At 72.9% G+C, this 16,312-nt stretch carries 18 protein-coding genes; 10 read left to right on the forward strand and 8 right to left on the reverse strand.

The window, feature by feature from the left end:
* Positions 1–60 precede the first annotated feature (60 nt).
* Complete coding sequence (locus KME80_RS13140; protein ID WP_219504782.1) at positions 61–414, forward strand: sec-independent translocase; 354 nt, start codon at positions 61–63, stop codon at positions 412–414.
* 42 nt (positions 415–456) lie between these two features.
* Here the strand turns inward: KME80_RS13140 and KME80_RS13145 are convergent, their stop codons facing one another.
* A complete protein-coding gene (locus tag KME80_RS13145) occupies positions 457–1,596 on the reverse strand; it encodes an Mrp/NBP35 family ATP-binding protein (protein ID WP_219504784.1) in 1,140 nt (379 codons plus the stop codon).
* 169 nt (positions 1,597–1,765) lie between these two features.
* Between KME80_RS13145 and KME80_RS13150 the strand changes: the two genes are divergently transcribed.
* Positions 1,766–2,221, forward strand: a complete 456-nt coding sequence (locus KME80_RS13150) for a MarR family winged helix-turn-helix transcriptional regulator (RefSeq protein ID WP_219504785.1) — start codon at positions 1,766–1,768, stop codon at positions 2,219–2,221.
* Here KME80_RS13150 and KME80_RS13155 read toward each other — a convergent pair.
* Both KME80_RS13155 and KME80_RS13160 read right to left on the reverse strand, forming a co-directional pair.
* Entirely contained in the window at positions 2,205–2,672 is a 468-nt protein-coding gene (locus KME80_RS13155) for a DUF1003 domain-containing protein (RefSeq protein WP_219504786.1), read from the reverse strand. The genes KME80_RS13150 and KME80_RS13155 overlap by 17 nt on opposite strands.
* A complete protein-coding gene (locus KME80_RS13160; RefSeq protein WP_308125733.1) occupies positions 2,669–3,874 on the reverse strand; it encodes a magnesium transporter MgtE N-terminal domain-containing protein in 1,206 nt (401 codons plus the stop codon). The genes KME80_RS13155 and KME80_RS13160 overlap by 4 nt, the downstream gene beginning before the upstream one ends.
* 100 nt (positions 3,875–3,974) lie before the next feature.
* On the opposite strand from KME80_RS13160, the gene KME80_RS13165 reads away from it, so the two are divergent.
* Complete coding sequence (locus KME80_RS13165) at positions 3,975–4,922, forward strand: EamA family transporter (RefSeq protein ID WP_219504788.1); 948 nt, start codon at positions 3,975–3,977, stop codon at positions 4,920–4,922.
* A gap of 4 nt (positions 4,923–4,926) precedes the next feature.
* Here KME80_RS13165 and KME80_RS13170 read toward each other — a convergent pair whose 3' ends face one another.
* Entirely contained in the window at positions 4,927–5,307 is a 381-nt protein-coding gene (locus tag KME80_RS13170) for a hypothetical protein (RefSeq protein WP_246644768.1), read from the reverse strand.
* Positions 5,308–5,368: 61 nt separating this feature from the next.
* Between KME80_RS13170 and KME80_RS13175 the strand changes: the two genes are divergently transcribed.
* Complete coding sequence (locus tag KME80_RS13175) at positions 5,369–6,301, forward strand: HpcH/HpaI aldolase/citrate lyase family protein (protein ID WP_219504789.1); 933 nt, start codon at positions 5,369–5,371, stop codon at positions 6,299–6,301.
* On the opposite strand, the gene KME80_RS13180 is transcribed toward KME80_RS13175, so the two are convergent.
* Together KME80_RS13180 and KME80_RS13185 are read right to left on the reverse strand one after the other, a co-directional pair.
* On the reverse strand, positions 6,298–6,840 hold the full coding sequence (locus KME80_RS13180) for a DUF6529 family protein (protein ID WP_219504790.1): 543 nt from the start codon (positions 6,838–6,840) through the stop codon (positions 6,298–6,300). The two genes, KME80_RS13175 and KME80_RS13180, sit on opposite strands and share 4 nt — an antisense overlap.
* Positions 6,837–7,556: a hypothetical protein gene (locus KME80_RS13185; protein ID WP_219504791.1), complete on the reverse strand. Its 720-nt coding sequence runs from the start codon at positions 7,554–7,556 to the stop codon at positions 6,837–6,839. Before KME80_RS13185 ends, KME80_RS13180 begins: the two co-directional genes overlap by 4 nt.
* A gap of 101 nt (positions 7,557–7,657) precedes the next feature.
* Between KME80_RS13185 and KME80_RS13190 the strand changes: the two genes are divergently transcribed.
* Entirely contained in the window at positions 7,658–8,626 is a 969-nt protein-coding gene (locus KME80_RS13190; protein WP_219504792.1) for a CPBP family intramembrane glutamic endopeptidase, read from the forward strand.
* 341 nt (positions 8,627–8,967) lie between these two features.
* Positions 8,968–11,826, forward strand: a complete 2,859-nt coding sequence (locus KME80_RS13195) for a hypothetical protein (RefSeq protein WP_219504793.1) — start codon at positions 8,968–8,970, stop codon at positions 11,824–11,826.
* Here the strand turns inward: KME80_RS13195 and KME80_RS51790 are convergent, their stop codons facing one another.
* Positions 11,827–12,204: an NUDIX hydrolase gene (locus KME80_RS51790; protein ID WP_308125734.1), complete on the reverse strand. Its 378-nt coding sequence runs from the start codon at positions 12,202–12,204 to the stop codon at positions 11,827–11,829.
* Positions 12,205–12,245: 41 nt separating this feature from the next.
* Here KME80_RS51790 and KME80_RS13205 point away from each other — a divergent pair, with 41 nt between their 5' ends.
* From KME80_RS13205 to KME80_RS13220, 4 genes are read left to right on the forward strand one after another with little or no spacing between them, the layout of a single operon-like run.
* Positions 12,246–12,920 carry a DUF6758 family protein gene (locus tag KME80_RS13205; protein ID WP_246644770.1) on the forward strand — a complete coding sequence of 225 codons (675 nt, stop codon included), beginning with the start codon at positions 12,246–12,248 and terminating at the stop codon, positions 12,918–12,920.
* 36 nt (positions 12,921–12,956) lie between these two features.
* Positions 12,957–13,565 carry a MarC family protein gene (locus KME80_RS13210; RefSeq protein WP_308125735.1) on the forward strand — a complete coding sequence of 203 codons (609 nt, stop codon included), beginning with the start codon at positions 12,957–12,959 and terminating at the stop codon, positions 13,563–13,565.
* Positions 13,566–13,576: 11 nt separating this feature from the next.
* A complete protein-coding gene (locus KME80_RS13215) occupies positions 13,577–14,284 on the forward strand; it encodes an MBL fold metallo-hydrolase (RefSeq protein WP_219504796.1) in 708 nt (235 codons plus the stop codon).
* 28 nt (positions 14,285–14,312) lie between these two features.
* Positions 14,313–15,338: a RecB family exonuclease gene (locus tag KME80_RS13220; protein WP_219504797.1), complete on the forward strand. Its 1,026-nt coding sequence runs from the start codon at positions 14,313–14,315 to the stop codon at positions 15,336–15,338.
* Positions 15,339–15,396: 58 nt separating this feature from the next.
* Here the strand turns inward: KME80_RS13220 and KME80_RS13225 are convergent, their stop codons facing one another.
* Entirely contained in the window at positions 15,397–16,305 is a 909-nt protein-coding gene (locus KME80_RS13225; RefSeq protein WP_219504798.1) for an oxygenase MpaB family protein, read from the reverse strand.
* Positions 16,306–16,312: the final 7 nt, after the last annotated feature.

Raw genomic sequence — 16,312 nt, forward strand, 5'->3', positions numbered from 1 at the left:
GTACTCTGTGGATAGGCCGGGGGTTTTGTCCTCGGAGCGGATGGACCGGTAGGAGCTCAGGTGTTCGGACTTGGCTGGTTGGAGATCGGCGCGCTGATCGTCATCGCGCTGCTGGTCTTCGGTCCGGAGAAGCTGCCCCAGGCGGCCGCACAGGCCGGCAAGACGCTGCGCAACCTGCGGCAGATGGCCAACAACGCGCGTGACGACCTGCGGGCCGGGCTGGGGCCGGAGTTTAAGGACTTCGACCCGGCCGACCTCAACCCGCGCAACTTCGTGCGCAAGCACCTGCTCGACGACCTCGAGGACGACTGGAACGCCAAGCCCGCGCTGGACCCCGCTCCCGCCTACGCCGCGCCGATGGCGGAGGAGCTGGGCGTGGGGGAGATCCCCCCGTACGACACCGAGGCGACCTGACGGGCCCACCCGCGTGGTGGGCCCGCCGTGATCGTGATCGTGTCAGCCCCGGTTGGGTGAAAGGCCGAGCTGCATGCCCTTGAGGCTGGAGCCGCGCTTGCTCAGGCCCGCGGCGATCGAGCGGAGCTCGGCGGCGGCGGGCGAGTCGGGGTCGGTGAGGACGAGCGGCTTGCCCTCGTCGCCGCCCTCGCGCAGCCGCAGGTCGATCGGCACCTGGCCGAGCAGCGGCACCCGGGCGCCGAGCGTGCGGGTCAGCGCGTCGGCGACCGTCTGGCCGCCGCCCTCGCCGAAGACCGCGATGCGCTCGTCGCAGTGGGGGCAGGGCAGCCAGGCCATGTTCTCGATGACGCCGGCGATCTGCTGGTGGGTCTGGGCCGCGATGGACCCGGCCCGCTCGGCCACCTCGGCGGCGGCCATCTGCGGCGTGGTGACGACCAGGATCTCGGCCCCCGGCAGGCGCTGGGCCACCGAGATGGCGATGTCGCCGGTGCCGGGCGGCAGGTCGAGGAGCAGGACGTCGAGGTCGCCCCAGTAGACGTCGGCGAGGAACTGGTGCAGCGCCCGGTCGAGCATCGGCCCACGCCACACGACCGGCGTGTTGCCCTCGGGCTTGAACATGCCGACCGAGATGACCTTGATGTCGTGCGCCACCGGCGGCATGATCATGTCTTCGACCTTGGTGGGCCGCTCGGCGGCGCCCAGCATGCGCGGGATGCTGTGGCCGTAGATGTCGGCGTCGACGATGCCGACCTTGAGGCCGCTGGAGGCCATGGCGGCGGCCAGGTTGACGGTCACGGACGACTTGCCGACGCCGCCCTTGCCGCTGGCCACCGCGAACACGCGGGTCAGCGAGCCGGGCTGGTTGAAGGGGATCTCCTTCTCCGGCCCCCGGTCGCCGCGCAGCGTGGTCTGCAACGTCTTGCGCTGCTCGGCGCTCATCACGTCGAGCTCGATCTCGACGCCGGTGACGCCGTCGAGCTTGGCGACGGACGTGGTGACGTCGCGCCGGATGGTGTCCTTCATCGGACACCCGGCCACCGTGAGGTAGACGCCGACCCGCACCTTGCCGTCTGCGGCGATGTCGATGCCCTTGACCATGCCGAGGTCGGTGATCGGGCGGCGGATCTCGGGGTCGATGACGGTGGCGAGGGCGGCCGTCACCTGTTCCTGGGTTGGTGCCATCGAAGTCTCGGCACGCCCGCGAACGAGGGTGCCGTCCCTCCTTTGCCGGTATATGTGTGACAGGCGCCTGCACGCCAGTGAGGATGCCCCTCCATGGTATGAACCAGGCGGGCCGTCCCGTTAATCCAGCGCGGTTTTAGGTGTTTGTGCAACGTTCTAAGGTTACTCCGTGACTGTTCTGCCCGACGAGGGGCTCACCGCCGGGGAGCTGGCGGTCTGGCGCGGTCTGCAGCGAGCCCAGCTGGGCATCACCCGTCACCTGGAGGCCGAGCTGCTCGACGGCCACGACCTGCCGCTGGCCTCGTTCGACGTGCTGACGCACCTGGCCGAGGCGCCGGGGCGGCGGCTGCGGATGAACGACCTGGCGGGCCGGGTGCTGCTGTCGCGCAGCGGGCTGACCCGGCTGATCGACCGGTTGCAGCGTGACGGGCTGGTGACGCGCGAGGCGTGCGCCGACGACGCCCGCGGGCTGTTCGCGGTGCTGACGCAGGCCGGCGTGGAGCGGCTCGCGGAGGCCACGCCCACCTACCGGCGGGGCGTGCGGGCGATGTTCCTGGACCGGCTCACGCCCGGCGACCTGGCCCAGGTGCGCGGCCTGCTCGACCGGCTCACGGACGCTCCCTGAGGTCCTCGGCCAGCCGCTGGAGCTCCGAGCGCAGGTAGTCGCGGGTGGTCACCTCGCCCAGCGCCATCCGCAGCCCGGCGATCTCCCGGGTCAGATACTCGATCTCCGCCTGGTTGCGCTCGGCGGTCTCGCGGTCCTGCTCGTACTGGACGCGGTCGCGGTCGTCCTGGCGGTTCTGCGCCAGCAGGATCAGCGGCGCCGCGTACGAGGCCTGCAGCGACAGCATGAGCGTCAGGAAGATGAACGGGTACGGGTCGAACTGCAGGCGGTCCGGGGCGGCGACGTTCCAGAGGATCCACACCGTCACGAACACGGTCATGTAGACCAGGAACCGCGCGGTGCCGAGGAAGCGCGCGATCCGCTCCGACAGCCGCCCGAACGCCTCGGGGTCGTAGTGCGGGCGCAGCGAGCGGCGCAGCTCCCTGGGCTGGTCGAGGCGCTCGCTCGTCACGGCTCCGGCCTCTCGCGCCAGTCCTCCGGCAGCAGGTGGTCCAGCACGTCGTCCACGGTGACGGCGCCGACGAGCCGGTTCAGCTCGTCGACCACCGGGGCCGCGACCAGGTTGTAGTTGGCCAGGTAGAAGGCCACCTCCGGCAGCGTGAACTCGGGCCTGATCGGGTCGATCGACGGGTCGATGACGGCGCCGAGCAGCGTCGACGGCGGGTCGCGCAGCAGCCGCTGGAAGTGCGTCACCCCCAGGTACGGGCCCGTCGGCGTCTCGTTCGGCGGCCGGGTGATGTAGACCTGGGCGGCCACGGCGGGCGTCAGGTCGTGCTGCCGGATGTGCGCCAGCGCCTCGGCCACGGTGCCGCTCGGCGGCAGGATCACCGGCTCGCTGGTCATCATGCCGCCCGCGGTGTCCTGCGGGTAGGTGAGCAGCCGCCGCACCGGGGCGGCCTCCTTGGGCTCCATCAGCGCCAGCAGCTCGGCCGCCTGCTGGTCGGGCAGGCCGCCGAGCAGGTCGGCGGCGTCGTCCGGGTTCATCTCCTCCAGCACGTCGGCGGCCCGCTCGGGCTCCAGCATGCCGAGGATGCCGATCTGGTCGCCGGGCGGCAGCTCCTCCAGCACGTCGGCCAGCCGGTCGTCGTCGAGCGCGCGGGCGATCTCGATGCGCCGCTTGCCCGGCAGGTCGTGCAGCGCGCTGGCCATGTCGGCGGCCCGCATCTCCTCGAACGAGGCGATCAGCCCGGCCGCCCCCTGGTCCTTCTGCAGGATGTCGAACCCGGACACCTCGTCCCAGCCGACGACCTTCGGCTCGCGCCTGCGCCTGCCCTTGTAGACGGCGACCTTGGTGATCTCCCAGGTGGACGGCTTGATCTCGGCCATGGCCACGTCGTAGACGGTCATCTGCTCGTCGCGCACCCGGACGGTCAGGTCCAGCATCTCGCCGATCACCAGGGTCTCCGTGACGCGCTGCTCGAACCGGCGCATGTTGATCCGCCCGGTGAAAATCACCGCGCCTGCCTCGATGCCGCGCACGCGGGTGATGGGCAGGAAGACGCGGCGGCGCGGCTGGACCTCCACGACCATGCCGTGCGCGCTCGGCGGCCGGCTGCCCCGCAGGGTGGTCACCACGTCGCGGATGCGGCCGATCTGGTCGCCGGCGGGGTCGAAGACCGGGGTGCCGGCCAGTCGTGCCACGAAGATCTGCACGTCAGCCACGTTAACAGGGGCCCGGCGTTGCGCCGGGGACCCCGAGCATGTCAGTATCAAACGTTTCGAACGGTGATTACTCCTCCCTGGTGGTGCGCCCATGCGGTATGCGGGACTCGCGATCGCTTTCGTGTCCTCGGTGTGCTTCGCGTTCTCCGGACCGATGGCGAAATATCTCATCGCGGCCGGGCTCGCCCCCATCGAGGCCGTATGGGCGCGCATGGCCGGCGCCGGGCTGCTCCTGCTCGCCGTGCTCGCGCTGGTCAAACCGGCCGCGCTGCGCATCCCGCGCTCGCGCCTGCCGTTCTTCGGGGCGTACGCGATCGTCGCGGTCGCGGGCGTGCAGGCGCTCTACTTCGTGGCGATCACCCGGCTGCCGGTCGGCATCGCGCTGCTGCTGGAGTTCATGGCGCCGGTGATGGTCGTGCTCTGGGTGCGGTTCGTGCGGAAGGTACGGCTCGCCAGGGCCGCGTTCGTGGGCGCGGTGACGGCGGTGCTGGGGCTGGGCATCGTGGTCGAGTTCTGGGACGGGCTGCGGCTCGACGCGCTGGGGCTGTTGCTGGGGTTGGCCGCGGGGGCGTGCTGCGCTGGATATTTCCTGATGAGCGATAGCTTCGGCGACGACGTGGACCCGCTCGGCCTGATCGCCTGGGGCATGACCGGGGCGGCCGTCGTGCTGCTGCCCTTCGCCCGGCCCTGGGACATCCCGTGGAGCGCCTTCGCCACCGCCGCCACCCCGGCCGCCGGGGCGTCGGAGCTGCCGGTGCTCGGCGCGTATCTGTGGATGGTGCTCGTCGCCACCGTGACGGCCTACATCCTGGGCGTCAACGCGGTGCGCCGCCTGTCGGCCGCCGTGGGCGCCACCGTCGCCTCGCTGGAGGTCATCGGCGGCGCCGTCGTGGCCTGGGTGCTGCTCGGGGAGGCGCTGGGCGTCTTCCAGATCATCGGCGGCCTCATCGTGCTGTCGGGCGCGCTGCTCGCCCAGACCGCCACCGCGGGCGCTCAGCCCTCGCCCGCCACCGGCCTCGCCGAGCCGGTGCGCACCTGACGCCTCAGCAGGTGCACACCGGCTTGGGCGTCAGCCGCAGCACCGAGGAGCCGGCCGCCCACCGCTCGGCCAGATGCTCGCTGTCGGTCGTGTTGAGCCGCTCCTTGACCAGCGCCGCGACGGCCTCGGGCTCGGCGGCCTGGTCGACCAGCTCGATCCTGGCCTCGAACTCGGCGAGCCTGGCGCCGTTGTCCTTGCTGCGCAGCGTCACCCAGACGCTGCCGAGCCCCTCCAGGCCGGGCAGATACTGCTCCTCGCCGCCCGTCACCACGTAGATGGCGCCGTCGTGCCAGGTGTGCCAGGCCAGCCGGGCACGGTCGAGAGAGAGCCAGAGGACGCCGGACTTCTTGGCGCCCTCGATGATGGCCCCGTTGATGTCGGTCACGGCTCGACCTTAGCCGGGGGGCCGATTCCGGGAGGGCCGAACGGGCCACTAGCGTGGGCGCATGCGTTCACGTCGCTCGGTCCTCGCGGTGCCCGGCAGCAATCCCCGGTTCCTGGAGAAGGCGCAGGGCCTGCCCGCTGACGAGGTGTTCCTCGACCTGGAGGACGCCGTCGCGCCCCTGGCCAAGGAGGAGGCGCGCCGCAATATCGTGGCCGCGCTGCGCGAGGGCGACTGGACCGGCAAGACCCGGGTCGTGCGGGTCAACGACCTGACGACGCAGTGGACGTACCGGGACGTCATCGAGATCGTCGAAGGTGCCGGCGACAAGCTCGACTGCCTGATGCTGCCCAAGGTCCAGGACCCCACCGAGATCGTCTGGCTCGACACGCTGCTCACCCAGATCGAGAAGACGATGGGCTTCGAGGTGGGCCGCATCGGCATCGAGGCGCAGATCGAGAACGCCCGCGGGCTGGTCAACGCCGACTCCATCGCCGGTTCGTCCAAGCGGCTGGAGACGCTGGTGTTCGGGCCGGCCGACTTCATGGCCTCGATCAACATGCGCACCCTCGTCGTGGGCGAGCAGCCGCCCGGCTACGAGGAGGGCGACGCCTACCACTACATCCTGATGCGGCTGCTGATGGCCGCCCGGATGCACGACCTTCAGGTGATCGACGGGCCCTACCTGCAGATCAGGGACGTCGACGGCTACCGGCGGGTCGCCCGGCGGGCCGCGGCGCTCGGCTTCGACGGCAAGTGGGTGCTGCACCCGTCGCAGATCGAGGCGGCCAACGAGGTGTTCTCGCCGTCGCAGGAGGACTACGACCACGCCGAGCTCATCCTGGAGGCGTACGAGCACTACACCACCGTGGAGCGGCGCGGCGCGGTCATGCTCGGCGACGAGATGATCGACGAGGCGTCGCGCAAGATGGCGCTGGTCGTGGCCGCCAAGGGCCGGGCCGCCGGGCTGACCAGGACGACCCGGTTCGAGCCCTAGACCTTCAGCCCGATCGTCGTGAAAAACCAGAACGACGAGGTCAGCCAGAGCCCCACCAGCGCGGTGAACGCCAGCCCGCCCAGCACCGGCAGCGTCCAGCCCGGCGCGTCGGCCCTGCGCAGCGACAGCATCTTGGCCACGAACACGCCGTAGAAGAAGCAGCCCAGCAGCGAGTGGACGGCGACCCTGGCCACGTCGTACTGCAGCCCGAGCGCGTACAGGCAGTGGAACGCGACCGGGATCGTCAGCAGGAACGCCAGCCTGCCCGACCAGCGGTGCACGCCCGCCGGGATGTCGACGCCGAGCCGGCCCCACAGCGACAGGGCGGAGACGACCTGCACCAGCGCCAGCACGGTGGCGCCCGTCGTCAGCCACACCTTCATCGGCAGCGCGGCCGAGAAGCCCGCGACGCCCACGGCGAAGCCCGTCGGGGTGTGCGCGCGGCCGTACACGCCGAGCGCGACCATGATCAGGCCGCCGGCGAGCAGCGGCAGGAGCAGCGCGGCGGCACGGGCCGGGCGGTGCTGGATGGCGGTCATCGCATCTCCTCGATGAAGCCGTCGACGTCCTCCGGGTAGACGGTGGTCCCGCCGACGGTGACGGGGCCGGTCGGCTCGTCGCCGTCCAGCCGGGGGACCGGCACCTGCTCGTCGCCCGCGAACGCGGTCCCGACCTGGGTGAACCCGCCCTGCGGATCGCGCAGCACGATCCAGCCGGCGCGGATCCTGGCCCCTCTGACGATGGCGCTCGCCCGGTACAGGCCGGACGGCTTCTTCGCCACCGGGGCCACGAAGGTCCAGCTCTTGCCGCCTACCGACACCCGGCCGGTGGCCCTGCCGTCGCCGAGCTCGGCCTCGACCTTGGCCCCGCCGGAGCCCTTCAGCACGAGCTCGTCGCCGGTCGCGTCGCCCTTGAACCAGACCTCGGTTCTGCCGTCGCAGAAGTAGCCGATGGCCTTGCCGTCGCGGACGGAGATCGCGATCAGGCCGCCGTTGCCCTTGACGCGGCCCGCGTAGTCGGCCCTCCTCGGCGCGGCGGGCACGGACTCCTCGAACGTGGGGGTGGCGCTCGGCTCGGGCGTGCTCTCCGCCACCGGCGCGTTGGTCCCGGTGGTGTTCCCGGTGGTGCCGGCGGCGTTGTCGCCGGTTACGGCGGGGGTGTCCGCCGCGGGTGTCGCCGTGATGCTGGCGACACCCAGCCCCACGGCGAGCACGGCGCCCGCCGTCAGGGTGATGACTGGTCCCAGCCTTGACATGGATGCGCTCCCAGGGTCGACATGACCTACGTCCCTGAGCATCCGCCGAAATCGCCGCGCCGTCTGTGAACTATTGCGTACAGGCTGGGAAGATTCTGTAGATGCAGGAGAATCCTGGGCCACCGCATTCCTACGGCACGTACCCGTACCCGCCGCCGCAGCCGTCCTGGTACGTGCCGACACCGCGCGGCGCCCGCTACGACCATCTGGCGCGCACGCCCGCCGCGCAGCTCTGGCGGCAGGTCGTCGGCACGCTCGTGGTCGCCGCCGGGTTCTTCGCGGTCGGGTTCGTCGTGCTGCTCGCCGGGATGATGCTCGGCACGATCCTCGGCATCCCGCCGCCCGCCAACCCCGAGCAGATCTCCGGCGACCCGGTGTTCGGCATGGCCCAGCTCCTGCTGTCGCTGGCGGTGGTGCTGCCGGTGGTGTTCGGCACGGTCGCGCTCGTGCAGCGGCGGCGGCCGGGCACGATCTCCTCCGTCGCCGGGCGGCTGCGGTGGGGCTGGATGCTGCGCTGCGCCGCGCTGGCCGTGCTGGCGCTGGTGCTCGGGCAGGCCGCCCAGCTCGTCACCCTCGCGATCACGGGGGAGCCGGTCGACGACTTCTTCGGCTGGGTCGGGTGGGCGTACTTCCTGCCGGCGCTCGTCGTCATCGTGCTGCTGGTGCCGTTCCAGGCGGCCGCCGAGGAGTACGTGTTCCGCGGGTGGTTCCTCCAGGCGTTCGGGGCGCACGTGCGCAATCCGGTGTGGAGCATCCTGATCAGCTCGGCGGTGTTCGCGGGGATGCACGGCTACTCGTCGGCGGGGCTGGTGGACGTGTTCCTGTTCGGGGCGGTCATGGGGTTCCTGGCGGTGCGGACCGGCGGGCTGGAGGCGCCGATCGGGCTGCACGTGGTGAACAACATGGTGGCGTTCGGGCTGAGCGCGGCCTCGGGGCAGCTCGACGACGCGCTGTTGCAGGACCAGGTGCCGTGGCAGTCGCTCGCGGGGTCGCTGGTGCAGCTCGCGGTGTACGCCATCGGCGTGCTCTATCTCGCTAAAAAGCGGTCAATCAGCGCCTATTCCGGATAAATCGCCGCGCAGTGCCGGGAATCTCGCTAGAGAGGTCTCGCCATTCCGGCTCCGGCATGCTGGTCTGGATGTCGTGGGTTGCGAGCGTCATTCGGAAGTGATCATCGGCGCCCCCCGGGGTAGAAGCAGTTGGAACGGTCCGCCTCCCCGCGGCCCGATCCACCCGCCGACCAGGCCAGACCTGACACGTGGAGGAGGTACGGCGCGTGGCCTCCGGCGCCAGTGACGAGCCTCGGCTACCGCCGGGCGACGACGACCCGGGTTCCGGGAGCGGATCCGGCGAACCCCGGATCCGGCACACCCCGCCGGGTCCCAGCGACGACCGTGCCCGCGGCTTACCGGTGACATCCCCCTGGGGCATGCCGCCGTTCGCCGCCCCCACCCCCGAGGACGACGACGAGGCCGCCGAGGACCCGCCCAAGGGCCGGCGCCCCTACAGCTCCCCGACGGCCGACCCCGAGACCGAGCCGCGCCGCCGTCCCCGCCGCACGGTCAACCGGCCCGACAAGCTCGTCGCCTCCGGACCGCCCCGCCCCACGCCGGAGGCCGCCAAGCCCAAGGAACCTCCCTACCACCTGCCTCTCCCGCAGACCGACGACGACGAGCCGCGCCCCGTCCGCATCCCCCCGTACCTCCTCACCCACCATCCCCCGGCCCCCGCCCCACCCGACGCTCCCGTACGGCCTCCCGCCCCGGAAGAAGCGGATCCCGTACGGCCCTCCGATCCGGAAGAAGCGGACCCCGTACGGCCCCTCGCTCCCGAGGAGGCGCGGGCCGAGGGCGGCGAGGCGGACGAGGAGACCGTGCGGCGGGTGGGGAGGCCGCCGGCGGGGCGGCCGACGCGGCCGGACCTGCTCGTGGCGGCCGGCCCGGAACGCCCCGGCAACGGGGGCAGGCACGAGCGGGCCCCGGCCCCGTCGGCGATGCGCCGGGCGAGCCCGATGCGGCGGCGCCGGCGCGGCACGGTGCCGATGGCCGTCACGCTCGTCGTCGCCCTGCTCGTGGCGGGCGGCGTGCTGCTGTGGCAGTGGGTCACCCCCGACGACCCCGGCCTGAGGCTGGCGGCGGGCGTCGGCAGGCCGGGAGACAGCCTGTTCACCGTGCCCGCCTCCACCGGCCTGGGCTCCAACCAGAAGCTCAACGACATGGCCTCCGTCGGCGGCGCGGTCGTGGCGGTGGGCAGTGACATGACGAGCCCGACGCCGCGCCCGCTGTTCCTGTTCTCGCCCGACGGCGAGCGGTGGCGGCTGGGCCGGGTGACCGGCGCGGCGGCGCCCACGGTGCAGCGGGTCGTCGGCGGCGGCGGACGCTGGCTGGCGAGCAGCGGCGACGAGCTGACCGGGCGCGCCATGTGGACGAGCGCCGACGGCCTGACCTGGGAGGCGGTGGAGCCGGCCGGGCTGGCCGCGTTCCGCGACGGCGACGTGGTGCACGACATCGCCAGGACCGGGTCCGGGTTCGTGGCCGTGGGCCGCTCGACCCTGCAGAACGGCGGCGCGGGCGCGGCCGCCTGGCACTCCGCCGACGGCCGCTCCTGGGACCGCGTCGACACGCGCGGCCTGGACGTGGGCGAGCTGCGCGCGGTGGTGGCGAAGGGCGACACGGCGGTGGCGCTGGCCCAGCCGGGGCAGGGCGACGGCTCGCGGGTGCTGCGCTCGGCCGACGGCGGCCGGAGCTGGGTGGCGACCGGGTTCCAGCTTCCTGAGGCGATGCCGAGGGCGGGCTCGCTGGCGGTGGCGCCGAAGCGGTTCGTGCTGGTGCCGGTCCGCCACCGCACGGCCTCGGGCGACGTGCGCGTCTACTGCTCGCCGACGGGCGCGGAGTGGTCGCAGTGCGGCACGATCGACGAGCTGGGCGGGCAGAGCCCGGGCGTGGAGTCGCTGATCTCGCACGCGTCGGGCGTCGCGGCCGTCAGCCAGGCGAACCTGGGCGGCTACTCGGTGCTGACCAGCGCCGACGGCGGGTCGTGGAAGGAACGGGCGGAGCTGGGCGACCTGGCGGGGGCGACGCTGCGCGGGTTCACGATCTCCGGTGACGGCACCCTGTTCGCGGGCGGCGACCAGGCGGCGGCCGACGTGGACAACCAGCTCGTGCTGATGGCGGCGCCCGAGCGCGGCAAGCCCGCCCGGGTGCGGCTGGCAGGGGTGGACGGCCTGTCGCGGGCCGCCCGCGAGACCTCCCGGGTGGCCGGGCACGACGGCCGTTACGTCGCGGTGGGCTCGGCGTCCGGCGACGCCGGCATCTGGACCAGCCTCAACTGGCAGGACTGGACGTCCATCAGCCTGGGCGGCCCGCGCCAGCAGCGGCTCAGCGACGTGGCCCACGGCCGCAGGGGCTGGCTGGCGGTCGGCGCCACCCAGACGGACGTGCAGGTCACCGAGCCGCTGCTGGTGGCCTCGGAGGACGGCCGGGCCTGGCGCAAGGTGGCCGCCGACGGCGATCTGGCCCGGCCGGGCGACCACCCGTACCTGGACGCGCGCGTCCTGGCCGCCGGGCCCGACGGCTACGTGCTCGCGGGGGAGGACCGGGGGCCGACGGGCACGGTGTCGGCCGCGCTGTGGTTCACGCCGGACCTGCGCCGGTTCACCCGCTCGGACAAGCTGCCGCAGGGCGGCTCCGACGTGCGGATCCACGACCTGGCGGCCACCTCCGACGGCTATGTCGCGGTCGGCGGCGCGGGCGTGGGCGCCGGCGAGAGCGGCGTCGTGTGGGTCTCCGACGACGGCGTCAACTGGAAGGCGCGCAAGCGCGTCGCCCCGCCGGGCACGTCCTCGGCCGGGCTGCGCCAGGTGGCCGCCTACCAGGACCGGCTCGTCGCCATCGGCGCCGCCGTGACGGACGAGGGCGCCCGCCGCGCCTTCTCCGCCGTCTCCGAGGACGACGGCGCGACCTGGCGCACGGCCTGGCTGCCCGCCGAACGGGCGGCGGCGGTGTACGACCTCGCGGCGGCCGGCCCGGGGCTCGTCGCGGTCGGCTGGCACGGCACGCCCGGCGACGGCGACAGCGCCGCCTGGACCTCCGAGGACGGGATCGGCTGGAGCCGCCTGGACCTGACCGAGGACAGCCTGGCGGGGCCGGGGGCGCAGTGGCTGACGGCGGTGACGGTGGCGGGCGAGGAGGTCGTGGCGCTGGGCCGCTCCACCACCTACAGCGACGACCACCTCATCCTGTGGACCTCCACCCTCACGTCCAGCCGCTGATCAGGGCGGGAGCGCGTCCCACTCCCGCAGCGCCTCCAGCAGGCCGGGCGAGAGGGCCAGGCGGGTCAGCTCCGTGCGGGCGCACCAGCGGGCGTCGACGGCGTCGTCCGACGCGCTGAGCACGCCGCCGGTGACCGTGGCGAAGTAGTCGCGGATCTCGTACGTGACGCCGGCCGGGCCGGGACGGTCGACGGCGCCGGCGAGCGGGCCGACGGCGACGCGCAGGCCGGTCTCCTCCATGACCTCGCGGCGGACCGCGGCCTCGTCGCTCTCGCCGGGCTCCACGCGACCGCCGGGAAGCGACCACAGCCCGGCCGACGGAGCATGGCCGCGCCGTACGAGAAGCAGCCGCCCGGCGTCGAAGATGATCGCTCCCACACAATTTACGCGCACATGGCCAAGATTACGACGGGATAACGATGAGCGGCCTTGACGGGGCCGGGCCCGAGGAAGCACCGTGGGTAGCTGTGAGAGCGGCTCCAACGTGCCCACGGTGTTTTGGCCCGCTTCACGGGCCCGGTGCGTGGTCCAGCGCATGGCGTTGTGACGCGCACGGAGACGTCCTGCCGTATCAGCCGCCCCGGCCGCCGTCCGCGACGGCCCTGGAGGCGATGCGGAAGAACTCCATGGTGCCCGTGTGGCTGCCATGGCCGTTGCCGTCCAAATGGATGGTGACCGGCTTCGCGGAGGTGGGCGACGAGCACAGAGGCGTCCGGGCCAGCGTGGTGGCGCTGAGCGGGCCGTCGTTCATGCACGGGCCGGCCGACCTGCTGATCGTCGCCGAGGAGCCCGGGGTGGGGCTGGGCGCGGCGTTCGCCGGGCTCGACGGGCCCGACCCGGGCGAGGGGTTCGACCACGGGCCGCCGAACGCGAAGATCGAGGTGCTCGGGCACCCGACGCCGCTGTGGTGCGTGGGCGCGGCGGCCGACCGGGCCGTCTACGCGGGCGAGGCGGCGGGCAACTGGCTGTGGACGATCGCCTGGCCGTCGGAGGCCGGCTGCCTCATCGCGCTCGCCGAGCTCAGCCTGCTCGATCTGCGCGACCTCGACCTCGACGTGCCTTACGGGGCGTTCTCCCCGAGACTGGAAGACTGACAGGCGTTCCCCCTCGTACGGCGTGCTGGGGGAGCGGTGCTGAGGTTCTTCGTCGAGGCGTTCGTGACGATGTTCGTCATCATGGACCCGCCGGGAGTCATCCCGCTCTTCCTCGCCTACACCTTCGGGCGCACCGCCCAGGAGCGCAAACGGGTCGCCTGGCAGGCGTCGGTGACCGCGTTCTGCCTGATCGTGGTGTTCGCGGTGTTCGGCCAGGCGATCCTCGGCTACCTGCACGTCGAGGTGGCCGCCATGCAGATCGCGGGCGGGCTGCTGCTCCTGCTGGTCGCGCTGGAGCTGCTGCGCGGGGCGGCCGAGCCGCGCGCCGACACCGTCCGCTCCAACGTGAACGTCGCCCTGGTGCCGCTCGGCACGCCCCTGCTCGCCGGGCCCGGCGCGATCGTGGCGACCATCGTCTTCGCCCAGCAGGCCGCCGGGGTGCCCGGCGGCATCCTGGCGCTCGGGCTGGCGATCGCGGCCGTGCACATCCTGCTGTGGCTGTTCATGCGCTTCTCCGTGAGCATCATCCGCCTCATCAAGGAGAACGGCGTCGAACTCGTCACCAGGATCGCCGGTCTGCTCCTGTCGGCGCTGGCCGTGCAACTCATCATCAACGCGATTCGCTCACTCACGCAGACGGGCTAGAGTTCGGAGGCGTGACAGCGCGTATCGAGCGAGTGGTGACCGAGGGCGTCGTCGAGATCGACGACGTCGAGCACAAGGTCGAGAACAACACGTGGATCATCGGCGATGACGACGAAGTGATCGTCATCGACCCGGCGCGTGACGCCGACAAGATCCTTGAGCAGGTCGGCGAGCGCGAGGTGCTCGCCGTCATCTGCACCCACGGCCTGCCCGACCACGTCGGCGCGGCCATCGAGGTGGCCAGCCGCGACGAGGCGGTCATCGCCCTGCACCCCAAGGACAAGCCGCACTGGCGGGAGACCTGGACCGAGACCTGGCCCGACATCGACATGGAGGACGACGGCATCTTCGGCGTCGCCGACGTGCAGCTCGATGTCATGGAGACGCCCGGGGTGACGCCGGGCGGCGTCTCGCTCTACTGCGAGGCGCTGGAGGCGGTCTTCACCGGCAAGACCCTCCAGGCCGACGGCCCGGGCAAGCTCGGCGGCGAGTACCCCCGCCTGGCCGACCAGCTCACCGCGATCGGCGGGCGGCTGTTCACGCTGCCGGCCGCGACGCGGGTGCTGCCCTCGCACGGCGAGGAGGTCACCGTCGGCGACCTGGAGCCGCACTTCGACGACTGGATCTCCGGCTCGCTGACCCGTGAGCCCGCTCCCGAGGGCCCGCTCTCCGACGGCACCCGGGTGTCGGGCATCAAGCTCAACCCGGGCGACGAATAGGGTGCAGGGCCAGCTTCCGCTGGAAGGGATGCCGCGGCGGCTCTATTCGTGCACGCCGTCGCGGTTGAACGCCTGGCTCGACTGCCGGCGCCGCTACCGGTTCACCTACCTGGACCGGCCGCAGCCGTCCAAGGGCCCGGCCTGGGCGCACAACAGCGTCGGGGCGAGCGTGCACAACGCGCTGGCGGCCTGGTGGCGGGAGCCGTACGAGCGGCGCACCCCGCTCACGGCGGCCACCCTGCTCACGAGCGGGTGGATCACCGAGGGGTTCAGGGACGGGGAGCAGTCGGCGCGGTGGCTCGCGCGTGCCCGCGACCTCGTGTCCGGATATGTCGCGACTTTAGACCCCAGTGATGATCCGGTCGGCGTCGAACGCACCGTCGCCACCCGCACCAAGGTCATCGCGCTGTCCGGCCGCATCGACCGGCTCGACCGGCGCGGCGACGAGCTGGTGGTCGTCGACTACAAGACCGGGCGGCGGCCCCTCACCCAGGACGACGCGCGCTCCTCGCTCGCGCTGGCGGTCTACGCGATCGCGGCGTCCCGGATGATGCGCACCCCCGCCCGCGCCGTCGAGCTGCACCACCTGCCGACCGGCGAGATCGTCGAGTGGCGGCACACCGACGAGTCCCTCGGCCGCCACCTGAGCCGCGCCGAGGAGATCGCCCTGGAGGCGGCCGACGCCGACGACCGCTATCGCGCGGCGGTGTCCTCCGACGCCTCCAGCGCCCCGAGCCGCCGCTCCCGGTCCGCCCCGGCCTGGGAGACCGGACCCGGCGGCCCGGCTCCCCACGCGCCGCCTCAGCCGCGTCCAGCGGAGCCTGAACCACGGCCCTCGGCGGATCCGGGCAACCCGGGAGCCGCCTGGCCGTCCAAGGACGACCTGCGGCGCGAGCGCGCGTCCGTGGGCCCGGCCGCCGTGCCCGCCGAGATCGACGCGCTGTTCGCGCCCAGCCCGGGGCCGATCTGCGGGTGGTGCGACTTCCGCCGCCACTGCCCGGAGGGGCTGGCCGCCGCCCCCGAACGCCGCCCGTGGGACGGCCTGGCGGAATAGCGCACCCCTGACCGGCCCGGTCAGGAGGTGGGCCAGTGGCGAGGATGGATGGCGCCGGTCAGGGGCTGGGCCAGTGGCGCGGGTCGACGGCGCCGCGCAGCCCCTTGCGGACGTCGTAGCCCGCCGCCGCCAGCCGCTGCCGGGAGTCGCGCAGCATCCGCCGCGTCGCGGGCAGGAACGCCCGGTCGTGCAGCGGTTCCGGCAGCGCGTTCATGGCCAGCCTGAACGCCGCCAGCCCCGCCGTCACCGCGCCCCGTGGCACCTCAGGGAGCATCCCGTACATCCGCCTGGCCCAGTCCGGCAGCGTGTAGTAACACAGCGCCCCGAACGGGAAGTAGACCGGTTTCCCGGCCGACAGCAGCCGCAGCCGCGGCGGCATCTTCGGCCACAGCAGGAACCGCACGGCCGCCCTGGCCTCCTCCGTGACCCGCAGCGCGGGCCTGGCCGCCTTGAAGTAGGCCGCCATCTCGGCGCGCGAGCCGGGCACGTCCTCGGGGTGCAGCCCCACGTAGGCGGCGCTGCGCCGCTGCTCGGCGAGGTAGCGGTCGGCCTGCGGCCCGGTGAGCGCGAGCCCGCCGCGCCGGGCGACCTCCAGGTAGGACGAGACCTCCGCGCAGTGCACCCACAGCAGCAGCTCCGGGTCGTCGACCCGGTGCGTCCGGCCGCCGGGCCCGACGACGCGCAGGCTCCGGTGGATGCCGCGCACCCGCCTGCCGATCGCGCCGGCCTCCTCCGGAGTGCCGAACGTGACCCGCCCCACGAAGTCGGCGGTACGGCGCAGCCGTCCGAACGGGTCGGTGCGGAAGTCGGAGTTCTGCCAGACGCCGAGCATCGCCAGCGGGTGCAGAGCCTGGAGCATCAGCCCCCGGACGCCGCCGACCCACATCGTGCGGTCGAGGTGCACCCGCCAGGTCGCGCTGCGCGGTGACTGGACGGCGAGGGTCGGGACGGCGAGGTCTTCGGACATGGTGGAC

It is taken from the genome of Nonomuraea ceibae (assembly GCF_019396325.1).
GTDB classification, from domain to species: domain Bacteria; phylum Actinomycetota; class Actinomycetes; order Streptosporangiales; family Streptosporangiaceae; genus Nonomuraea; species Nonomuraea ceibae.